We start from the raw sequence: 19,010 nt of genomic DNA, 5'->3' as shown, positions 1-19,010 counted from the left end.
GTCTGGGAACAGGACAACCGTCAGACGTCTCGATACTGATCGGTAGATCTCAAAAGATGTTCCATTGACACCAACCGTAACCTGATGTTCAAATGGCAACACTCAAAAGGCAAGGTAAGCCCCCCGCTTGCCATTCTCATCAGGAGCGGCGCGATGAAGTCCCACCCCCTCGCAGCTGGTGTCTCCGCACTACTTCTTGCCGTCGCCCTGACCGCCTGCTCCGGCGGAAGTTCCGAAACGGACAGCGCGACCGGTGCCGATGATGCCCCGGTCACACTTACGTACTGGGCGAGCAACCAGGGCGCGAGCCTGGAGAACGACAAAGAGGTGCTGACGCCGGAGCTGGCGAAGTTCACCCAGCAGACCGGCATCAAGGTCAACCTGGAGGTCGTCCCGTGGAGCGACCTCACCAACAACACCCTCGCCGCGGCGGTGAGCGGGCAGGGGCCCGATGTCCTCAACATCGGGAACACCAACGCGACGACGTTCCAGTCGACCGGCGCGTTCTACCCCTTCGACGACGCCGCGCTGCAGAAGATCGGCGGCAAGGACCGCTTCGTCGAGAGCGCCTTCGCCACGGCCGGGCCGCCCGGCGCGGCCCCGACCTCGATCCCGCTGTACAGCCAGGTGTACGCGCTGTACTACAACAAGAAGACCTTCGCCGACGCCGGGTTGCAGCCCCCCACCACCTGGGAGGAGCTGGTCTCGGCCGCGAAGAAGCTGACCGACCCCGCGAAGAAGAAGTACGGCATCGTCATCCCCGGCGGCACCGTCAACGTGAGCATGCACTTCTCCTACATCTTCAGTGAGCAGTACGGCGGCTCGGCCTTCGACCAGGCGGGCAAGCCGACCTTCACCTCCCCGGGGATGGTCAGCGGCGTCAAGCAGTACGTCGACCTGCTCAGCACGCACCACGTGGTGAACCCGAGCGCCGCGCAGTACACCGAGGCCGCGCAGGCCGCCGGGGACTTCGCCAGGGGCGACGCGGCCATGTACATGGCGCAGACCTCCGGGATCAACGTCCTGAAGCAGAACGGCATGGAGCCCGACCAGTACGGCATCGTGCCGATCCCGGCGCCCGCGAGTGGCACCAAGATCTCAAGCTTCGTCGCGGGGACCAACCTCTCCGTCTTCAAGAACACCAAGCACCTCGACGCCGCGCTGCAGTTCGTGAAGTTCATGACCAGCGACGAGGAGCAGCAGATCCTCAACAAGGCGTACACCACCCAGCCCGCGATCAAGGGCGCGTCCGCCGCGTTCACCGACGACCAGGAGAAGCTGGACGCCTTCACGACGATCCTGGCCGAGCGGGCGAAGCCGCTGCCGCTCGTCCCGGGGATCCAGGCGTTCCAGGCCAACGTGGGCGGCGAGGTCGTCGCGCTCATCGCGAAGGCGGCGACCGGGGCCACCGTCGGCGACGCCGAGATCAAGGCGGCCCTGGAGCAGGCCCAGCAGAAGATGGGCGTCGGCTGAGGCTCACCCCGGAAAACCGGAAACCCCCGGCACCACCAGCAGAACCGGACAGAACCGAACCACGGGTTGACATCGTCCCACGTCAGCCCAGCACCCGGGACGATGTCAACCCGAGGAGAACGAGATGGCAGTGACGTTCCCCAGAAGCCCCGCGCAGGGGCCACCGGGCGAGCAGGAGCCGGACGCCGACCGGCCGAGGCGGACGAGAAGGTTCACCTGGACGCAGGCCGCGCCCTACCTGCTGATCCTCCCGGCGGTCGCGTTCGAGCTGCTCGTCCACGTCATCCCGATGATCGTCGGGATCTTCATGAGCTTCATCCAGCTCACCCAGCTCTACATCACCAACTGGTCGGCGGCGCCGTTCACCGGCGCGGGCAACTACGGCGTCGCGCTGGACTTCTCCGGCCCGCTCGGCTGGCAGCTGCTGCGGTCCTTCGGGATCACCCTCGGCTTCACGGTGCTCGTCGTCGGCATCTCGTTCCTCTTCGGGATGTCGGCGTCGCTCGTGCTGCACCGCCTGGGACGCGGCCGGGGTTTCCTGCGCACCCTGTTCCTCATCCCGTACGCGCTGCCCGCCTACGCGGGCATCATCATCTGGAAGTTCATCCTCCAGCGGGACAACGGGCTGCTCAACCAGCTGCTGATCGACGGCCTGCACCTCGCGGACGAGCGGCCGTTCTGGCTCATCGGCGGCAACGCGTTCATCTCGGTCGTCGTGGTGTCGATCTGGCAGCAGTGGCCGTTCGCGTTCCTGATGTCGATGGCCGGTATGCAGGTGATTCCCGAGGAGCTCTACCAGGCCGCCGCGATCGACGGCGCGAGCACCTGGCAGCAGGTCCGCCACATCACGCTGCGCATGATGCGCCCCATCAACGCCGTCCTGATACTGCTGCTGTTCCTGTGGACGTTCCGCGAGTTCAACACCCCGTACGTGCTGTTCGGGCCGACCCCGCCGGAATCCGCGGACCTGCTGACCGTGCACATCTATTCGAGTTCGTTCATCACCTGGAACTTCGGCCTGGGATCGGCGATGTCGGTGTTGCTGATGCTCTTCCTCGTCGTCGTCGCCGGTCTGTGGGCACTGTGGAACAGGAGAGTGAACCGCGATGCGTGAACAGTTGTCGTTCCGTGTTTTCCGCTGGGTGGTGCTGGTTCCCCTCGCCGTGTTCACGGCCGTCCCGCTCTACGTGATGCTCACCTCGTCGCTCAAACCGCTGCGGGACGTGCAGGGGGAATTCCAGTGGTGGCCGACGAACCTGACGTTCGAGCCCTTCGTCGACATGTGGTCGACCGTTCCGCTGGCCGAGTATTTCGTGAACAGCCTGCTGGTCACCAGCGTCGCGACACTGTTCAGCGTCGTTATCGCGATCTTCGCGTCGTACGCCATCTCGCGCTACCGGTTCCGCGGCAAGGGCGCCTTCTCCGGGGTCGTCCTGTCGACGCAGATGTTTCCCGGCGTGCTCTTCCTGCTGCCGCTGTTCATCATTTTCGTGAACATCGACAGGAGCCTCGGATTCTCGTTCCTCTACCAGACCAGAATCGGGCTGATCGTCACCTACCTGACGTTCACCCTGCCGTTCTCGATCTGGATGCTGGCCAGTTACATGGACGGCATCCCGCGCGCCCTCGACGAGGCCGCGAAGGTGGACGGCACCACGGCGCTCGGCGCGCTTTTCCGGGTGATCCTGCCCGCCGCGCGACCCGGCATCATCGCGGTCGCCGTCTATTCCTTCATGACCGGCTGGGGGGAAATCCTTTTCGCCTCCCAGCTGACCAACAGCGCCACCCGTACGCTCTCCGTTGGCATGCAGAGCTACGCCACCGAGACCAATGTCTACTGGAACCAGGTCATGGCCGCGGCCCTTGTCGTCAGCGTGCCGATCGTCGCCGGATTCCTGATCCTGCAGCGATATCTGGTCACCGGCCTCACGGCCGGAGCGGTAAAGTAAGGGCGCGGAAAATGACATTGGATGTCATCTGCGTCGGAGTTGTCACCATCGACACGATCGCCATGGTCGAGCGCATGCCCGCCGAAGACGACCGTGTGCTCGCCGAGCCCTTCGTGGTCGCCGGGGGCGGTCCCGCCGCGACCGCGGCGGTCACCCTCGCCCGGCTGGGCGCCTCGGTCGGTTTCTGCGGCGTGGTCGGCGACGACGCCGCCGGTGAGCTCAGCAGGCGGCTCCTGGACGAGGAGGGGGTCGACACCCGCTGGCTGCGGACGCGCCCCGGCGTACGGACACCGCAGAGCATGATCGTGGTGTCCCGCGCCTCCGGTGCCCGGTCCATCGTCACCTCGCCGTCCACACCCCCCGACCCCGCCTCCGTGCCGGTACGCGCCTCCCGGTGGTTGCACGTCGACCAGACCGGATACGACGGCGCGCGGGCCGCGCTGCGGGGCGAGCCGGACGCTGCCTCGCTGAGCGTCGACGGCGGCAACCCGATCCCCGGGCTCGACCTCGAAGGCGTCGCGCTGTACGCGCCGACCGTCGGCTCGCTGCGCGACGCCTTCCCGGCCGGGGACGTGCCCGGAAGCCTGCGGGCCGCCGCCGAGGCGGGTGCCCGCCAGGTGGTGGCGACCGCGGGTGACGAGGGCTGCCAGGTGCTCGTGGACGGCCGGGCCGTGCACGTACCGCCGGTGACCGTCGACCCGGTGTCCACCATGGGAGCGGGCGACGTCTTCCACGGCGCCCTGCTGGCGGGGCTGGTCGAGGGCATGTCCCCGGTGGAGGCCGCCTGGCGGGCCAACGTGGTGGCGGCGCTTTCATGTCGTTCCCTCGACGGCAGAAGCGGCATCCCCGATGCCGCCGAGACCGGAAAATACCTATCCGCGATGCGACCCGCACCGCGGATTGATGAATACAGGTGAACGGAGAGAGATGTCTGGGAACCGTGTGGCCCCGGATGATCAAGCGATAGACGAGCTGGTGGCGCCGCTGAAATCGGCCGAGGGCGGTTTCGCCATGCTCGCGCTGGACCAACGGGAGTCACTGCGCCAGATGTTCCCGCTCGTGGACGGCGACGAGGTCGGCGACGACTCGCTGCGCCGTTTCAAAGACATGGCGACACGGGTGCTGTCACCGCTGGTCTCCGCGGTCCTGCTCGACCGTCCCTACGCGGTGACCGACGCCAGGCCCGGCGGCCTCGCCCCCTCGACGAGCCTGATCCTCGCCGCGGACGTCCTGGACCAGCCGAAGGGACAGGGGGTGATCACCACGACCCTCGACCCCGCCGTCACCCCCGAGTTCATCGCGCGGGTCGGAGCAGCCGCGGTGAAACTCCTGGTCATCTGGCGGCCGGACGAGGGCGAGGAGGAACGGACCCGGCTGGTCCTGTCGTTCCTGGACGTCGCCCGCGCCGCCGGGGTGCCCAGCCTGGTGGAGGCCATCGTGCGGCCCGCGACCGGCGGGGAGTGGGAAGGACCGGACGCCCGCCACGAGGCCATCCTCCAGGCGGCGCGCGAGGTCTCGACCCTCGGCGGGACGATCTACAAGGCGGAGATGCCCGGCTACCTGCCCGGGGACATCTCGCGCGTCAGGGACCACGCCGAACGCATGTCCGCGATCGTCCCCGTCCCCTGGGTGGTGCTGTCCAACGGCGTGAACCAGCCCGACTTCGCGCCGGGCGTCCGGGAGGCGTGCCTCGGCGGCGCCGAGGGGTTCCTCGCCGGACGTGCCATCTGGGGGGACACCGTCGCCGACCCCGACACGCTCGGCGCGCTGTCGCGGCGGTCGGTGGAGAGGCTGCGCACGCTGACCACCATCGTCGCCGAGTCCTCGCGGGCCGCGCGGGCCTCGCGGCCCCAGGCTCCGGAAGTGGAGGGGGTACGGAGATGACCGAGGAGAACTTCAGGTACACCTCGGCACCGGAACGCCGCGAGCGGCTGGTGCAGTTCATCTCCGAGCAGGGCTACTGCACGATCACCGAGCTGTCGAACGCCTTCGCCGTCTCCGAGATGACGATCCGGCGCGACGTGCTGCGGCTGGCCGAGCAGGGCAAGGTACGGGCGTTCCGCGGCGGCGTCGGCTCGCTGTCCAAGCAGGAGATGGAGGGCAGCGACTACCGCCTGCGGGACATGAAGATGGCCGACGCCAAGCGGGCCATCGCCCTCAAGGCGATCGACATGGTGGGCATCGGCTCGGTGGTGGCCATCGACGCCGGGACGACGGGCCACCAGGTGGCCGAGCTCCTGCCACCGGACCGCAACGTGACAGTCGTGACCCACTCCTTCCCCGTGGTGTCCAGCCTGATCGGCCGTACCGGCACAGAGGTGATGTGCCTGGGCGGCCTGCTGCACCCGGAGTCGCTGTCCTTCGACGGGCCTGCCGCCCTCGCGGCCATCTCCAACCTCCGGGTGGAGACGTTCTTCCTCGCCGCGAGCGGCATCGGGGAGCGGGGCGCCTTCTGCGGCAACGGTTTCGACGCCATCACCAAGCGCGCGCTGATCGAGGTCGCGGAGCGGGTGGTGCTGCTCGCGGACTCCTCCAAGTTCTACGCCTCGGCGATGGTGAAGATCTGTGACTGGGAGGTCATCGACCGGGTCATCATCGACGACGGCATCTCCGAGAACCAGCGGCACGTGCTCGAACAGCAGGACGTGGACGTGGTGACGGTGACGGCCACCCCGCAGGACGTCGTCGGTACTGCCGGCACCGCCACGGACGCCGCCTCATGAGCGATGTAAGTCGTCACCGCGTCGCGGTCATCGCGGGCGACGGCATCGGCCAGGAGGTGATGCCGGCCGCCATCGACTGCCTCGACCAGGTGGCCGGTCTGCACGGGCTCGACCTCGACTGGCACCACCTCGGCTGGGGTTCCGACCACTACCGCGCCCACGGCCGGATGCTCCCGGTCGACGGGCTGGACGTCCTGGCCGAGCACGACGCGATCTTCCTCGGCGCGGTCGGCGTCCCGGACATCCCGGACGTGGAGACCCTGTGGGGCCTGCTGATCCCGATCCGGCGCCGCTTCGAGCAGTACGTCAACCTGCGCCCGGTGCGGACCCTGCCGGGTGTCCGCTCCCCCCTCGCCGACTCCGGCCCGATCGACCTGGTCGTCGTCCGGGAGAACAACGAGGGCGAGTACTCGGAGATCGGCGGGCGGATGTACCGCGGCCTGCCCGAGGAGTTCGCGGTGCAGGAGGCGGTGTTCACCCGGCGCGGCGTGGCACGGGTGGCACGGTACGCCGCACGGCTCGCCGCGAGCCGGGGCGGGCGCCTCACCTCGGCCACCAAGAGCAACGGGATCGTGCACACGATGCCGTTCTGGGACGAGGTCGTCCGGGAGGTGCTCGCCGAGTTCCCCGACGTCGAGGCGCGCAGCGAGCTCATCGACGCCCTCGCCGCGAGCCTGGTGCTGCACCCCGGCCGGTACGACGTGATCGTGGCGTCCAACCTGTTCGGCGACATCCTCTCCGACCTGGCCGGTGCGATCACCGGATCCATCGGGGTCGCGCCCAGCGCCAACCTGAACCCCGAGGGCCGGCACCCGTCGATGTTCGAGCCCGTCCACGGATCGGCACCGGACATCGCCGGGCAGGGCGTGGCCAATCCCGTCGGCCAGATCTGGAGCGGAGCCATGATGCTCGACGCCCTGGGACACCCCGCCGCCGCCGCGCACCTGGTGGCGGCCTTCGAGGCCACCCTGGCGGAGGGGACCCGCACCCGCGACCTGGGCGGGAACGCGTCGACGGCCGCGTTCACCCAGGCGGTACGCGGACACATCGAAGAACTCGGGAGGTCGGACAGATGGACGGGGGCCGGACCGTGGTGAGCCGCGACCAGTTGCTGTACATCGACGGAGCCTGGGTCGAGGGCACGAGCCCGCGCCCGGTCCGGGACCGCTGGACGGGTGAGCGGATCGGCACGGTCGCGACGGGCCTGGGCGAGCACGCCGTCCGCGCCGTCGACGCGGCCGAGCGGGCCATGGCGCGAGGGCTGCCCGTACCGGAACGCGCCCGCGTGCTGGCGACCGCCGCGCGGCTCGTCGAGGAGCGCGGCGAGGAGTTCGCCCGGTCCATCACGGCGGAGACCGGGAAGCCGGTCACCGCAGCACGCGGCGAGGTGGGCCGCGCGGTGCAGACGCTCGGCTGGGCGGCGGAGGAGACCAGGCGGCTGACCGGTGAGACGGTCGCGCTGGACGCCGTCGAGTCGGGCGCGGGCACCATCGCGCTGACGGTGCCCGAGGCGCGCGGCATCGTCGCGGCCGTCACCCCGTTCAACTTCCCGCTCAACCTGGTGTTGCACAAGGTCGCTCCGGCGCTCGCGGCGGGGTGCGCCGTGGTGCTCAAGCCGTCCGACAAGGCGGTGCTGGTCGCGGGCCTGCTGGTGGAGGTGTTCGCGGAGGCGGGCCTTCCGGCCGGATGGCTCAACCTGGTGACCGGCACGCCCGCCGACGTCGTGGAGCCGTGGATCGACGACCCCCGGGTCGCGGTGATCAGCTTCACCGGATCGAGCCGGGTGGGCTGGGACCTCAAGGCGAGGTCGCCCCGCAAGCTGCACGTGCTGGAGCTGGGGTCGAACACCGCGATGGTCGTCACCGGCAACGCCGACCTGGAGCGCGCCGCCGCCGACGCGGTGACCTCCGCGCTGGCCAACTCGGGGCAGGCCTGCGTCTCGCTGCAGCGGCTGTACGTGACCCGCGAGGTGGCCGACCGGTTCGTCACCCTGCTGGGCGAGGCGTTCAGGGCGGTGCGGTACGGCGACCCGAGGGACGACGCCACCGTGGTCGGGCCGCTGGTCACCACCGAGGCGACCGAGGGTCTCAAACGCTCGATCGACGCCGCGGTGGCCGGTGGCGCGCGGCTGCTCGCGGGCGGCGAGGTGGTCGGCGGGGTGCTGGAGCCCACCCTGCTCGCCGAGGTCGACCCCGGCAGCGCGCTGGTCTGCGAGGAGGCGTTCGGCCCCGTCGCGAGCGTGCTCGTCGTCGACGACCTGGACGAGGCGATCCGCGGCGTGAACTCCTCGATGTACGCGCTCAACTCGTCGATCTACACCGGCGACCTCGGCGAGGCGATGGAGTACGCGGCCCGCGCGCAGGCGGGCAGCGTGCTGGTGAACATGCCCCCGTCCTACCGCGCCGACCACATGCCCTACGGCGGCGTCAAGGACTCGGGGCAGGGCACCGAGGGTGTCAGGTACGCGGTCCACGAGCTGCTGCACCACAAGCTGGTGGTTCTCAAACCGTAGTTCGTGGAGCCGGAGACATGGCCCCGGCCGGGAGGCATGGTCCCGTCCGGGGCCATGCCTTTCCAGCGTGCCGGGCCCGCGCCGAGGACCCGGCGCGTCAGGTCTGGGTGAAGGCCGTGTCGAAGCGGGCGTGGGGCTGCTCCCAGAGCAGCGACCGTACGAGCGCGAGCGCCCTCGGCGCCCCGTGCGTCCGGCTCATCCCCGCGTCCTCCCACTCGATGGATATCGGCCCGGCGTACCCGATCGACTGCAGGGCGCGGAAGGCGTCCTCGAAGGGGACGTCGCCGTGGCCCGCGGAGACGAAGTCCCACCCGCGCCGGGGGTCTCCCCAGGGGAGGTGGGAACCGAGCCGGCCCGCCCGGCCGTCCTTCTGGCGGATCCTGGTGTCCTTGCAGTCGACGTGGTAGATCCGGTCGGCGAAGTCGACGATGAAGTTGGCGGGGTTGATGTCCTGCCACATCATGTGGCTCGGATCCCAGTTGATCCCGAAGGCGTCCCGGCGGTCGATGGCCTCCAGGGTCCGTGCCGTCGTCCAGTAGTCGTAGGCGATCTCGCTCGGGTGGACCTCCAGGGCGAACCGCACCCCTTCCCCGTCGAAGACGTCCATGATCGGGTTCCAGCGGGCGGCGAAGTCGGCGTAGCCGTCGTCGATCACCTCCTGGGGGACCGGCGGGTACATCGCGACGTACCGCCAGATCTTCGACCCGGTGAAGCCGGTGACCACCGAGGCGCCGAGCTTGCGTGCCAGGATCGCGGTCTTCTTGACCTGCTCGGAGGCGCGGGCGCGGACCCCGTCCGGGTCGCCGTCTCCCCAGGTGCGCGGGCCGACGATCGACCGATGGCGGAAGTCGAGCGGGTCGTCGCAGACCACCTGGCCCTGGGCGTGGTTCGACAGGGCCCAGACGCCGAGCCCGTAGCGGTCCAGGATCTCCCGCCGGGAGTCGAGATAACCCTCGTCCTCAAGCGCCCGGTCCACGTCCAGGTGCTGTGACTTGCAGGCGATCTCCAGGCCGTCGAACCCCCACTCGGAGGCGAGCCGGGCCACCTCCTCGAAGGGCAGGTCTGCCCACTGCGCGGTGAACAGCGTTACGGGGCGGGTTGACATGGGATCTCCTTCACCCGGGGGCAGGTTGGCGGCGGTTCCGCTCAGGGATCGGCCTGCAGGAATTCGAGCTGGTTGCCGAAGCAGTCGTAGGTGTGGAAACGGCGATGCCCGGGGAAGCGGTCGTCGGCCTCGACGGCGACGCCGTGCCCGGCCAGCCGGGTGGCGAGCGCGTCCAGGTCCTCGACCAGGATCGCCGGGTGGCCGAGCCGGTTCGGCCGGAAGTCCTCGTCGGGCAGCCCGTGGATCTCCACGCCGCCGGTGCCGAACCAGCAGCCGACCGGCCGCATGGTGCCCGGCTTCGGCACCTCCGTCATGCCGAGCACGCCGCCGTAGAAGGCGCGGGCACGATCCTCCTCGCCGACCGGCATGGTGAACGTGGCGTGGTGCAGGCGCAGGAACCCGGTCATGCCGTGACCGGGGACCGGGATCCGGTCTCCTCGCCGCTCGCTGCGCTGTCTCCGCCGGGGGCCGTACGTGCGGTCACGCGCTCGTCGGACCACCGTTCGTCCTGGCCGGTCATGCCGTGACCGGGGTGGCGTGTACGCGGGCGATCGCGTCCCCCAGGATCCGGGGCAGGTCGCGTTCCGGGATGGTGAACGACGTCTCGTCGTCGATGGCGAGCGGGGCGCCGAAGACCACGACGCCCGCGCCGATGGCCGGGCAGCCGACCGCCTGTTCGATGGACAGCCCGCCGACCGCCTGCACCGGGACGGTCGTCGCGGCGACGATGCCGGGCAGGTCCGTGAGCGGGGACAACCTCAGCTCCCGGTGCATGTTGCGGTGGTCGTGGCCGATGTGGTGGATGACCATGCCGACCCCGAGGTCCTCCAGCCGCCTCGCCTCGGCCACCCGGTCGTCGGCTCCCATGTCGTCGCCCATCACCAGGATGCCGAACTCCTCGCCCGCCTCGCAGACGCGCTGGACCGTCGCGTCGTGGGCACGGCCCATCACGACCACGGCGTCGGCACCGGCCTCGGCGAACATGCGGGTCTCGCCGTATCCGCCGTCCATGACCTTCAGGTCGGCCACCAGCGGGTGGTCCGGATACTCCTTACGCAGGGTGCGTACGGCACGGAGGCCCTCCGCCATCACCAGCGGGGTACCGATCTCCAGCCAGTCGGCACCGGCCTCGACCGCGATCGCGGCCATGCGCAACGCGTCGTCGAGGGTCTTCAGGTCGAGCGAGACCTGCACGATGCCGTGAGTCAGATCGGATCGCCGCAGACCTCGGATCGATGTGCTCACGTCGTGTTCCTCCTGCTTCGGGGGGTTCCCCGTCTCTGGTTCCGGGTGGTGCTCATCGGGTGTGCGTACGGGGGTGCCGCCGCGTACGGCCGGTGGGGTTCTCAGCCGCCGTGCCCGGCCGTGCTTCTGGCGACGTCGTGGCTGCGCACCCGGACCGCCGTCGATCCGCCGAACCAGCGGTCGCGCGCCATACGCAGGAAGTCGGCCGAGGCGCGCAGCTCGTCGATGCCGTTGACCCCGTCCTCGATGCTGATCCAGCCGTCGTAACCGGCCTCCACCAGGATCGGGAAGATGCGGTCGTAGTCGTTGAGCCCCTGCCCGATGACACCGTGCTTCAGGGCCGGTGAGTATCCGATGGTGCCGTCGGCCTGGCGCAGGTCCTCCAGGGTCGTACCGTCCTGCAGGTAGCGGTCGGACGCCTGCATGGTGACCACCCGGTCGACCACCCGCCGCAGGAACTCGGCCGAGTCGACCCCCGCGACGATCGCGTTGGAGGGGTCGTACTGCACCCCGAAGTTGACGCGGTCGGAGATGCCGTCGACCAGCGAGAGGAAGACGTCGGGCGACTGCGCCAGCTCCGGGTACGTCCAGGTGGTGGCCTTGTAGTGGTTCTCGATGGCCAGGGTGACGCCCAGCTCGGCGGCGAGCGGGAGGAGGGACTCGATCGCCTCGACCGCCCACCGGACGCCCTGCTCGACGGGAACCTGCGGGTAGGCCTGCCCGCTGAGCACGCGGCAGGTGGCTCCGGGGCCGCCGAGCACGGCGGTGACGCGGATGAACTCGGCCTGACGGTCGATCTCCCGCGCGCGGACGTCGGGGTCGGGGTGGGTGAAGTCGGGGGAGGCGCACATCATCGGCATCTGGAATCCGGCGTTCGCGAGAGCGTCGCCGATCCGCCGGAGCTCGTCCTCGGCGGTGGACCAGATGAAGCCGGTGTGGAGTTCGAGCCCGTCGACGCCGAGCGTGCGGGCCTCGTCGATCCACTCGAAGACGGACTTGGTGCGCCGGACCACCATCTGTTCCAGGTAGCCCTTCGGGAACGCTGCGATCCTCACGTCCGCTCCTCACCGACTCAGCAGGTGAATCGATACGTTAGCACCAAAGTGTGGGAGATAGCATACAGACTTTGAGCGGATTCTGAACTACTGTTGGGGCAGAGCGAGCATTTCTTGCGCCCGCCGGCACGCTGGGAGGTCATCCCGGGTGCTCAGGAGGCCCCCCGCTCGGCCAAGAAACCACAAGCTGGAGGAACGCTGTTGAAAGCGTTGGTGAAGTACGCGAACACCGACGGCGCGCTGGAGGTGCGCGACGTTCCCGAACCGGTGGCCGGGCCGGGAACGGTCCTTGTCCGGGTGCACACGGTCGGCGTGTGTGGATCCGACATCCACATGTGGCACAACACGCAGAGCAAGAGCTCCAAGGGCGTGCTGCCGATCACCCTCGGGCACGAGTCGGCCGGTGTCGTCGCCGCCGTCGGCGACGGCGTGACCGGCTGGTCCGTCGGTGACCGCGTGGTGTGCGAGACCGCCGCGTCGATCTGCGGCGTGTGCGGCCTGTGCCGCGCCGGACGCTACAACCTGTGCCCGTGGCGCGAGGGCTACGGGCTCAAGCGCGACGGGGCGATGGCCGAGTACCTGGTGGCCGAGCCCCGCGTGCTGCACAGGATCCCGGACAACGTCAGCTTCGAGATCGCGTCCATGACCGAGCCGTACGCGGTCGCGTACAACGCGGTGGTGGAGCGCGCGCCGGTGAACCCCGGTGACCTGGTGGTCGTCCAGGGGGCCGGGACGATCGGGATCCTCGCCCTGCAGATGGCCATCCTCCGGGGAGCCGCCACGACGGTCGTGCTCGGCACCGCGATCGACACCCATCGGCTGGAGAAGGCCAGGCTGCTCGGCGCCGACCACGTCGTCGACATCTCCCGGCAGGACCCGGCCGAGGTGATCTCGCGGCTGCACGACGGGCTCGGCGCGGACCTCGTGGTCGACGCGACCGGGGTGAGCGCCGCGCTGATGCAGAGCATGGAGCTCGTCCGTCCCGCGGGGGCGATCGCGAAGGTCGGCTGGGGGCCGCAGCCCCTCGGTTTCACCCTGGACCCGCTGGTCAAGAAGGCCGTGACGCTCTACGGGTGCTACTCGCACACCTGGAGCACCTGGGAGAACGTGCTGCGCCTGTTCAGCCAGGGCAAGGTACGCCCGGAGCGGATCCTGGGCGGCGTCTACGCCATCGAGCAGTGGGAGGAGGCGTTCTCCGCGATGCAACGGGGAAACAACGTCAAGTCCGCGCTACGGATGCCCTTCGGCTTCGAGAGCAGCGGTTCCCTGGACAGCGGTTCCCAAAGCAGTGAGTCCTGGAGCAGCGGTTCCGTGGACGGCGGCTTCCCGAACGGCGGGTCCCGGAGCAGTGGGTCCACGGACGGCGGCTCCTCGGACGGCGGCTCCCCGGACGGCGGGTTCTCGAACAGCGAAACGACGAGCTGAAAGGCCAACGGCGTGTCCCCCTCACCCATCCGCCTGGGGATCCTCGGGCTCGGTGCGGTCGCCCAGGCGGTCCACCTGCCGCTCCTGGCGAAGCGGCCGGATCTGTACACCGTCGCCGGTATCTGTGATCTCTCCCCCGAGGTCACCGACGCCATGGGACGGCGGTACGGCATCCCTCGGTCCCGGCGGTTCTCCCACCTCGACGACCTGCTCGACGCCGGTGGCCTCGACGCCCTGATGATCCTCTCCCGGGGGTCGCACACCTCGGCGGTCCGCGCCGCCTTCGCCCGGCGGCTGCCGGTGTTCTGCGAGAAGCCGCTCGCCTACACCACGGCCGAGGTCGACGACCTGATCGCCACCGAACCCGACCTCGGGCACCCGGCGATCCTGCTCGGCTACATGAAGCAGTACGACCCCGCGGTCGTCGAGGCGGCGCGGCTGCTGGAGGACGTCGACGACATCCGCAGCATCGAGGCGAGCGTGCTGCACCCCACCGGGGCGTCCCAGCTCGCCCTCGCCCGGCTGGTCGGGCCGAGCGGGCCGCCGCCGCCCCACGTGCAGGCCGAGGCCGACGCCGAGGACCTCGCGCTGTGGCGTACCGCGGTGGGCGACGCCGACGAGGCACTGTGGCGCGCCTACCGAGGCGCGCTGGTCAGCAGCCTGGCGCACGACCTGTCGATCATGAGGAGCTTCGGCTCGCCGCCCGCCACCGTGGACTTCGCCGACATCTGGCGGCAGAGCTCCCGGTACGCCCTGCGGGACGTGGGACGCGACAGGAAGTCCTTCGGCGAGCATCCCCCGTCGATCTCCGCCACGGGCACCCTCGCGGGCGGCGGCCGGTTCGGGCTCTCCTGGCACTATTTGCCCGACTTCCCGGCCTACCGGGAGACGGTACGGGTGGTGCACGGCCGGGGCACGGTGGAACTGGTCTTCCCCTCCCCGTACCTCCTGCACGCGCCGACGGAACTCGTCGTCACCTCCCTCGACGGCGACGCGGAGCGCAGGGTGCTGAGCCGCAGCGTGACCGAGGCGTTCGAGACCCAGCTGGAGGCGTTCCACGCCATGGTCCGCGAGGGGGTCGAACCCCGGTCGGGCCTGGACGCGGGCAGGGCCGACATCCTCGACTGCCAGCGGATCGTGGCGACCTTCGCCGCGAGGACCGGGACCCCGGTGGGCGGCGAGGTGGGTCGGCTCACCGGCGAGCGGACGGGGGTGCCAACCCGATGACTCCCAAAGACCCCGTGACGTCCAAAGGCCCCGTAACACCCGAAGGAAGAACCGCCATGGCACTCGTGCGAGGAGAGCACCCGGCAGGACCGGCCCGATGACGCCCTCACCGATCCGTACCGCGATCGTCGGGTACGGCCTGGCGGGCAGCGTCTTCCACGGGCCGCTGATCAGCGCCGATCCCGCGTACGCCCTGCGCGGCATTGTCACCGGCGACCCGGAGAGGGCGCGCGCCGCGGCCGGACGTCACCCCGGCGTCCGCGTCCTCCCCAGCGTCGAGCAGCTCCTCGCGGCGGACGAGTACGACCTCGTGGTGATCGCCTCGCCGACCCCGAGCCACGCGGAACTCGCGGAGCGGACGCTGGAACTGGGCCTGGCGACCGTGGTCGACAAGCCGCTGGCCGTCAGGTCCGCCGACGCGGAGCGGCTCATCGCGCTCGCGGAGAGCCGGGGAACGCCGTTGACCGTGTTCCAGAACCGGCGGTGGGACGCCGACTTCCTGACCGTCCAGCGGCTCGTCGAGGAGGGCGCGCTCGGGGAGGTACGGCGCTTCGAGTCCCGGTTCGAGTGGCTCAACCCCCGGCCCCGGCCGGCCTGGAAGAGCGGCACCACCGGCCGCGACGGCGGCGGCATCGCCTACGACCTGGGCTCCCACCTCATCGACCAGGCCGTACGGCTGTTCGGGCCGGTCGCGGAGGTGTACGGCGAGCTGGACAGGCGCGGGGCGAACGCCGTCAACGACGACGACAGCTTCATCGCCCTCACCCACACCTCGGGCGTCCGGTCACACCTGTCGATGAGCAGCCTGGTCGCGCGGCGCGGATTCCGCTTCCGGGTGCTCGGCTCGGCGTCCGCGTACACCAAGTGGGGCCTGGACCCGCAGGAGTCGCAGCTCGCGGCCGGGATGTCCCCCCTGGACGAGGGCTTCGGCGTGGAACCGCCCGAGTCGTACGGGCGGCTCGGGCGCGACGGGGACGACGGGCCGGTACCGGCCGAGCGCGGCGGCTACCGGCGGTTCTACGCGATGCTGGCCGAGGCGCTGGCCGGTCGCGGCCCGCTCCCGGTGGACCCCCGGGACGCGCTCGTGGCCATCCGGATCGTCGAGACGCTGCAGGCCCAGCAGGGCTGAGTCCGGTACGGAACGGATAACAACGGAGAACACGGACGGCGCCCGCCAACCTGGCGGGCGCCGTCCGTGTTCTGTCCTACGAGAGCGTCCGGGCGTAGGGGTCCCAGTCCTCGCTGACCGGCTTCGTCGCCGGGGCCGAGCTCCGCACGGGCACGACCTCCCCGCGCTCGATCGACTCCGAGACCGCGGCCATCGTGTCCAGCACGTGGTAGGCCAGCTGTCCCGAGGCCCGGTGTGGCACTCCGGCCCGTACGGCACGGGCGATGTCCAGCGTGCCGAGACCGCGCCCTCCCACCGGGCCCGCGGCCGGTACGGTCGTCCAGTCGTCGTCACCGGCACGCCGGATGTGGAGGTCCCCGTCGAAGTGGTTCGGGTCGGGGACGGACAGGGTCGCCTCGGAACCCACGATCTCCACGTGGCCCACACGGCGATGTGGGGAGTCCCAGCTCAGCACGGTCGTCGCCGCCTGCCCGGCCTCGAACTCGGCGAGGACGCCGACGTGCGTCGGGACCTGCACGGTGATCTCCTGCCCCGCCTTGGGGCCCACACGCAGGACGCGGGTGGGCCGGGCGACGCGGCCGGTCGCCACCACCGAGCGGAACGAGCCGAAGAACTGGGCCAGCGCGGTCAGGTAGTACGGTCCCATGTCCCACAGCGGGCCCGCGCCGCGCGAGAGCAGCACCTCCAGGTTGCGGTGGTCGTCCACCGGCCCCGGCACCTCGAACAGGGTGAGCCCCGTCAGCGGTACGCCGATGTCGCCCCGCTCGATCATCCGCCTGGCCGTCTGCAGACCGGCGCCGAGGAAGGTGTCGGGCGCCCCGCCGATGCGGAGACCCGCGCCCTCCGCCGTCTCCAGCAGTCGCAGCCCGGTGGCACGGTCGAGGGTGAACGGCTTCTCGGTCCACACGTGCTTGCCCGCGCCGAGCGCCGCCATGGACACCTCGGCGTGCGCGGCCGGGATCGTCAGGTTGACGATGATCTCCACATCGGGGTGCTCCAGCGCCTGCTCCGGGGTGCCCGACTCCGGCACCCCGTACGCCGCGGCCTGCTCGGCGGCGCGGTCCGGATAGAGGTCCGTGACGATGCGGACGTCCAGGTCGGGGAAGCGGGTGAGGTTCTCCAGGTACTGCTCGCTGATCTTCCCGGCGCCGATGACGCCGACTCCCATCGGGCCGGAGCCGCTCACGCTTCGACCTTCGGGGCGAGGTAGGCGAAGCTCGCGGCGATCGCCTCGAAGACGTCCCCGGTGTAGTCGTCGAACTCGACCGCCCCGGCCTCCAGGTGCGGCGTCGCGTCGAGGATCTCGGGCCAGGGCAGCTTGCCCTGCCCGGCCGGCAGCTGCTGGGTGTTGTCCCGGCTGACGGGGCCGTCCTTCAGATGCAGGAAGCGCACGCGGTCGCTCACGCGGCCCAGCAGGGCCAGCACGTCCTCTCCTCCGACCGCGACCCAGTACGCGTCGACCTCCAGCACCACCTCCGGCCGGAGCCGGTCGGCCAGGGTCTCCAGCGCGGTACGACCGGCGAACCGCCGCTCAAGCTCCCACCAGTGGTTGTGGTACCCGACCCGCAGGCCGTGGTCCGCGGCCCGCACCGCCGCGGCGTTCAGATGGTCGGCGATACGGGTGACGTCGTCGTCGGTGGTCCAGAACTCCTCCGGGATGAACGTGTCCACCACCGTGTTCGCACCCAGCCTGTTCGCCGCCGAGAAGATCGCGTCCAGGTCGACGTCGATGAGCGACGAGGTCATCGTGGGGGAGACCAGGCCGTTGGCGGTGACCGCGTCGAGGAACTCCGGACCGCGGGAGTACAGCCTGTACGAGGACTCGATCTGCCGGTAGCCGATCGCGGCGACCCTGGCGAGCGTGCCCGGCAGGTCCTCGTCGATGGCATGCCGGACGCTGTAGAGCTGGAGGGACAGCGATCGGAGAGGCACGGTGAACCCTTCGCCTGTTTGAGGCGCGCCGTCCACCCGTCATGCTCGATACCGATCATCGGTGGACCACGTACGCCATATCTGTTACTAAAGTAACGAATATATGTGAACTACATATCATGTCAAGGGTGTGCGCGGACGTTTCCGAACACTCCGCCGCAGCCCGTTCCGACACGGCACCTGACGTGTCACCCGGAGCGACATCCAAGCCCCGCTAACCGGGAAGCGAGGCGGGGAGGGAGGCGAGGAAGGCCGTGACCGCGGGGCGGTGGTCGGCGGAGCGCCAGGCGATGGCCAGCTCCGCGGGCGGGAGCCCGGTCACGGGGCGGCAGACGACACCCGGGCGGGAGTAGAGGTCCGCGTTGCCCTCGGCGAGCAGCACCACGCCGAGCCCGCTCGTGACCGCCTCCAGGACCTCGTCGGCGGACGCGGCCTCGGCGCCCACGACGGCCCCGTCACGGACGTCCAGGCCCAGCCAGAAGTCGCGCAGCGGACCGGACGCGGCGGGCAGCGCGATGAACGGCTCGTCCCGCAGGTCGGCGACGTCGATCTCGGCCCGACCGGCCAGGGGATGATCCTCCGGCAGGGCGGCGAACCTGCGCTCCCTCACGAGGACGCGGACCGCGAGCCCCTCGGGCGCGGGCAGCCAGACGAAGGCGACATCGGAACTGCCGTCGGCCAGGCCACCGCTCGGATCGTCCCAGCTGACCAGGCGCAGGGAGACCGTCCAGCCGGGCATGCTCTCGCGGAAGCGGCGCAGCGTCTCGCGCTGCAGGTTCCGGCCCACGGACGTCTGCATGCCGATCACCAGGGTGCCGGACGGCGCCGCCTGGCGGGCCGCGTCGAGTCCCGTACCCCAGAGTTCCAGCATTCCCCTGGCGGTCGGCAGCAGCGCGGAGCCCTGCGGGGTGAGCCTCGCGCCGCCCGGCACCCGTTCGAACAGGGGGAAGCCGAGCTGCCGTTCCAGGACGCGGATCTGCTTGGACAGCGCGGGCTGGGAGACGAACAGCCGCTCGGCCGCCCGGGTGAAATGAAGCTCCTCGGCCACGGCGACGAAGTACCGGAGATCACGCAGATGGACGTCCACAACCACTGGTTATAACGCGGCACCCTTCGCCGTGGACGGACGGCGCCGTCTTCGTGACCCGGACGGGTTCGCGGAGACGGTGTCATAACCGACCGTTATGACGAGAGGTCTTGGACGGTCGCGCGGCACGCGGATGACCATGGGCGTC

18 protein-coding genes are annotated in these 19,010 nt (G+C 70.2%); 11 read left to right on the top strand and 7 right to left on the bottom strand.

Going from position 1 to position 19,010, the window contains the following annotated elements; translation table 11 throughout:
* The first annotated feature begins 153 nt into the window (after window positions 1-153).
* From ACW9TB_RS10985 to ACW9TB_RS10950, 8 genes are all read left to right on the top strand, one after another.
* Window positions 154-1,473 (top strand): ABC transporter substrate-binding protein, encoded by a 1,320-nt coding sequence (locus ACW9TB_RS10985; RefSeq protein WP_472747860.1) that lies wholly within the window; start codon window positions 154-156, stop codon window positions 1,471-1,473.
* Between the two features lie 124 nt (window positions 1,474-1,597).
* Window positions 1,598-2,587 carry a carbohydrate ABC transporter permease gene (locus ACW9TB_RS10980; RefSeq protein WP_472747859.1) on the top strand — a complete coding sequence of 330 codons (990 nt, stop codon included), beginning with the start codon at window positions 1,598-1,600 and terminating at the stop codon, window positions 2,585-2,587.
* Window positions 2,580-3,422 carry a carbohydrate ABC transporter permease gene (locus tag ACW9TB_RS10975; protein WP_472747858.1) on the top strand — a complete coding sequence of 281 codons (843 nt, stop codon included), beginning with the start codon at window positions 2,580-2,582 and terminating at the stop codon, window positions 3,420-3,422. The genes ACW9TB_RS10980 and ACW9TB_RS10975 overlap by 8 nt, the downstream gene beginning before the upstream one ends.
* Before the next feature lie 11 nt (window positions 3,423-3,433).
* Window positions 3,434-4,339 (top strand): carbohydrate kinase family protein, encoded by a 906-nt coding sequence (locus ACW9TB_RS10970; RefSeq protein WP_472747857.1) that lies wholly within the window; start codon window positions 3,434-3,436, stop codon window positions 4,337-4,339.
* 10 nt (window positions 4,340-4,349) lie between these two features.
* On the top strand, window positions 4,350-5,306 hold the full coding sequence (locus ACW9TB_RS10965) for a hypothetical protein (RefSeq protein ID WP_472747856.1): 957 nt from the start codon (window positions 4,350-4,352) through the stop codon (window positions 5,304-5,306).
* Entirely contained in the window at window positions 5,303-6,145 is an 843-nt protein-coding gene (locus ACW9TB_RS10960) for a DeoR/GlpR family DNA-binding transcription regulator (protein WP_472747855.1), read from the top strand. Before ACW9TB_RS10965 ends, ACW9TB_RS10960 begins: the two co-directional genes overlap by 4 nt.
* On the top strand, window positions 6,142-7,242 hold the full coding sequence (locus tag ACW9TB_RS10955; protein ID WP_472747854.1) for a tartrate dehydrogenase: 1,101 nt from the start codon (window positions 6,142-6,144) through the stop codon (window positions 7,240-7,242). Before ACW9TB_RS10960 ends, ACW9TB_RS10955 begins: the two co-directional genes overlap by 4 nt.
* Window positions 7,218-8,657 (top strand): aldehyde dehydrogenase family protein, encoded by a 1,440-nt coding sequence (locus ACW9TB_RS10950; RefSeq protein ID WP_472747853.1) that lies wholly within the window; start codon window positions 7,218-7,220, stop codon window positions 8,655-8,657. Before ACW9TB_RS10955 ends, ACW9TB_RS10950 begins: the two co-directional genes overlap by 25 nt.
* A 97-nt stretch (window positions 8,658-8,754) precedes the next feature.
* Here ACW9TB_RS10950 and ACW9TB_RS10945 read toward each other — a convergent pair whose 3' ends face one another.
* From ACW9TB_RS10945 to ACW9TB_RS10930, 4 genes are all read right to left on the bottom strand, one after another.
* Window positions 8,755-9,762, bottom strand: coding sequence for a sugar phosphate isomerase/epimerase family protein (locus ACW9TB_RS10945; RefSeq protein ID WP_472747852.1), 1,008 nt, complete (start codon window positions 9,760-9,762; stop codon window positions 8,755-8,757).
* Window positions 9,763-9,803: 41 nt separating this feature from the next.
* Complete coding sequence (locus ACW9TB_RS10940) at window positions 9,804-10,262, bottom strand: VOC family protein (protein WP_472747851.1); 459 nt, start codon at window positions 10,260-10,262, stop codon at window positions 9,804-9,806.
* Between the two features lie 16 nt (window positions 10,263-10,278).
* Window positions 10,279-11,007, bottom strand: coding sequence for an orotidine 5'-phosphate decarboxylase / HUMPS family protein (locus tag ACW9TB_RS10935; RefSeq protein WP_472747850.1), 729 nt, complete (start codon window positions 11,005-11,007; stop codon window positions 10,279-10,281).
* 101 nt (window positions 11,008-11,108) lie between these two features.
* The gene (locus ACW9TB_RS10930) at window positions 11,109-12,062 is read right to left on the bottom strand and encodes a sugar phosphate isomerase/epimerase family protein (protein ID WP_472747849.1); all 954 of its coding nucleotides are present in this window, start codon (window positions 12,060-12,062) and stop codon (window positions 11,109-11,111) included.
* Window positions 12,063-12,263: 201 nt separating this feature from the next.
* Between ACW9TB_RS10930 and ACW9TB_RS10925 the strand changes: the two genes are divergently transcribed.
* From ACW9TB_RS10925 to ACW9TB_RS10915, 3 genes are all read left to right on the top strand, one after another.
* On the top strand, window positions 12,264-13,487 hold the full coding sequence (locus ACW9TB_RS10925) for a zinc-dependent alcohol dehydrogenase (RefSeq protein WP_472747848.1): 1,224 nt from the start codon (window positions 12,264-12,266) through the stop codon (window positions 13,485-13,487).
* Window positions 13,488-13,499: 12 nt separating this feature from the next.
* Complete coding sequence (locus ACW9TB_RS10920) at window positions 13,500-14,714, top strand: Gfo/Idh/MocA family protein (protein ID WP_472747847.1); 1,215 nt, start codon at window positions 13,500-13,502, stop codon at window positions 14,712-14,714.
* A 97-nt stretch (window positions 14,715-14,811) separates the two neighbouring features.
* Complete coding sequence (locus tag ACW9TB_RS10915) at window positions 14,812-15,843, top strand: Gfo/Idh/MocA family protein (RefSeq protein WP_472747846.1); 1,032 nt, start codon at window positions 14,812-14,814, stop codon at window positions 15,841-15,843.
* A gap of 76 nt (window positions 15,844-15,919) precedes the next feature.
* On the opposite strand, the gene ACW9TB_RS10910 is transcribed toward ACW9TB_RS10915, so the two are convergent.
* From ACW9TB_RS10910 to ACW9TB_RS10900, 3 genes are all read right to left on the bottom strand, one after another.
* The gene (locus ACW9TB_RS10910) at window positions 15,920-17,029 is read right to left on the bottom strand and encodes a Gfo/Idh/MocA family protein (protein WP_472747845.1); all 1,110 of its coding nucleotides are present in this window, start codon (window positions 17,027-17,029) and stop codon (window positions 15,920-15,922) included.
* Window positions 17,026-17,775 carry a sugar phosphate isomerase/epimerase family protein gene (locus ACW9TB_RS10905; RefSeq protein ID WP_472747844.1) on the bottom strand — a complete coding sequence of 250 codons (750 nt, stop codon included), beginning with the start codon at window positions 17,773-17,775 and terminating at the stop codon, window positions 17,026-17,028. The genes ACW9TB_RS10910 and ACW9TB_RS10905 overlap by 4 nt, the downstream gene beginning before the upstream one ends.
* A gap of 214 nt (window positions 17,776-17,989) precedes the next feature.
* Window positions 17,990-18,862, bottom strand: a complete 873-nt coding sequence (locus tag ACW9TB_RS10900; RefSeq protein ID WP_472747843.1) for a LysR family transcriptional regulator — start codon at window positions 18,860-18,862, stop codon at window positions 17,990-17,992.
* Window positions 18,863-19,010: the final 148 nt, after the last annotated feature.

This window comes from Streptosporangium sp. H13245 (assembly GCF_055690525.1).
This window is presented reverse-complemented; position numbering and strand designations above follow the sequence as displayed.

Excerpts from the sequence above, each read along its gene's own strand:
- ACW9TB_RS10985 (WP_472747860.1), top strand. The coding sequence starts at position 154 with ATGAAGTCCCACCCCCTCGCAGCTGGTGTCTCCGCACTACTTCTTGCC.
- ACW9TB_RS10980 (WP_472747859.1), top strand. The coding sequence starts at position 1,598 with ATGGCAGTGACGTTCCCCAGAAGCCCCGCGCAGGGGCCACCGGGCGAG.
- ACW9TB_RS10975 (WP_472747858.1), top strand. The coding sequence starts at position 2,580 with ATGCGTGAACAGTTGTCGTTCCGTGTTTTCCGCTGGGTGGTGCTGGTT.
- ACW9TB_RS10970 (WP_472747857.1), top strand. The coding sequence starts at position 3,434 with ATGACATTGGATGTCATCTGCGTCGGAGTTGTCACCATCGACACGATC.
- ACW9TB_RS10965 (WP_472747856.1), top strand. The coding sequence starts at position 4,350 with ATGTCTGGGAACCGTGTGGCCCCGGATGATCAAGCGATAGACGAGCTG.
- ACW9TB_RS10960 (WP_472747855.1), top strand. The coding sequence starts at position 5,303 with ATGACCGAGGAGAACTTCAGGTACACCTCGGCACCGGAACGCCGCGAG.
- ACW9TB_RS10955 (WP_472747854.1), top strand. The coding sequence starts at position 6,142 with ATGAGCGATGTAAGTCGTCACCGCGTCGCGGTCATCGCGGGCGACGGC.
- ACW9TB_RS10950 (WP_472747853.1), top strand. The coding sequence starts at position 7,218 with ATGGACGGGGGCCGGACCGTGGTGAGCCGCGACCAGTTGCTGTACATC.
- ACW9TB_RS10945 (WP_472747852.1), bottom strand. The coding sequence starts at position 9,762 with ATGTCAACCCGCCCCGTAACGCTGTTCACCGCGCAGTGGGCAGACCTG.
- ACW9TB_RS10915 (WP_472747846.1), top strand. The coding sequence starts at position 14,812 with ATGACGCCCTCACCGATCCGTACCGCGATCGTCGGGTACGGCCTGGCG.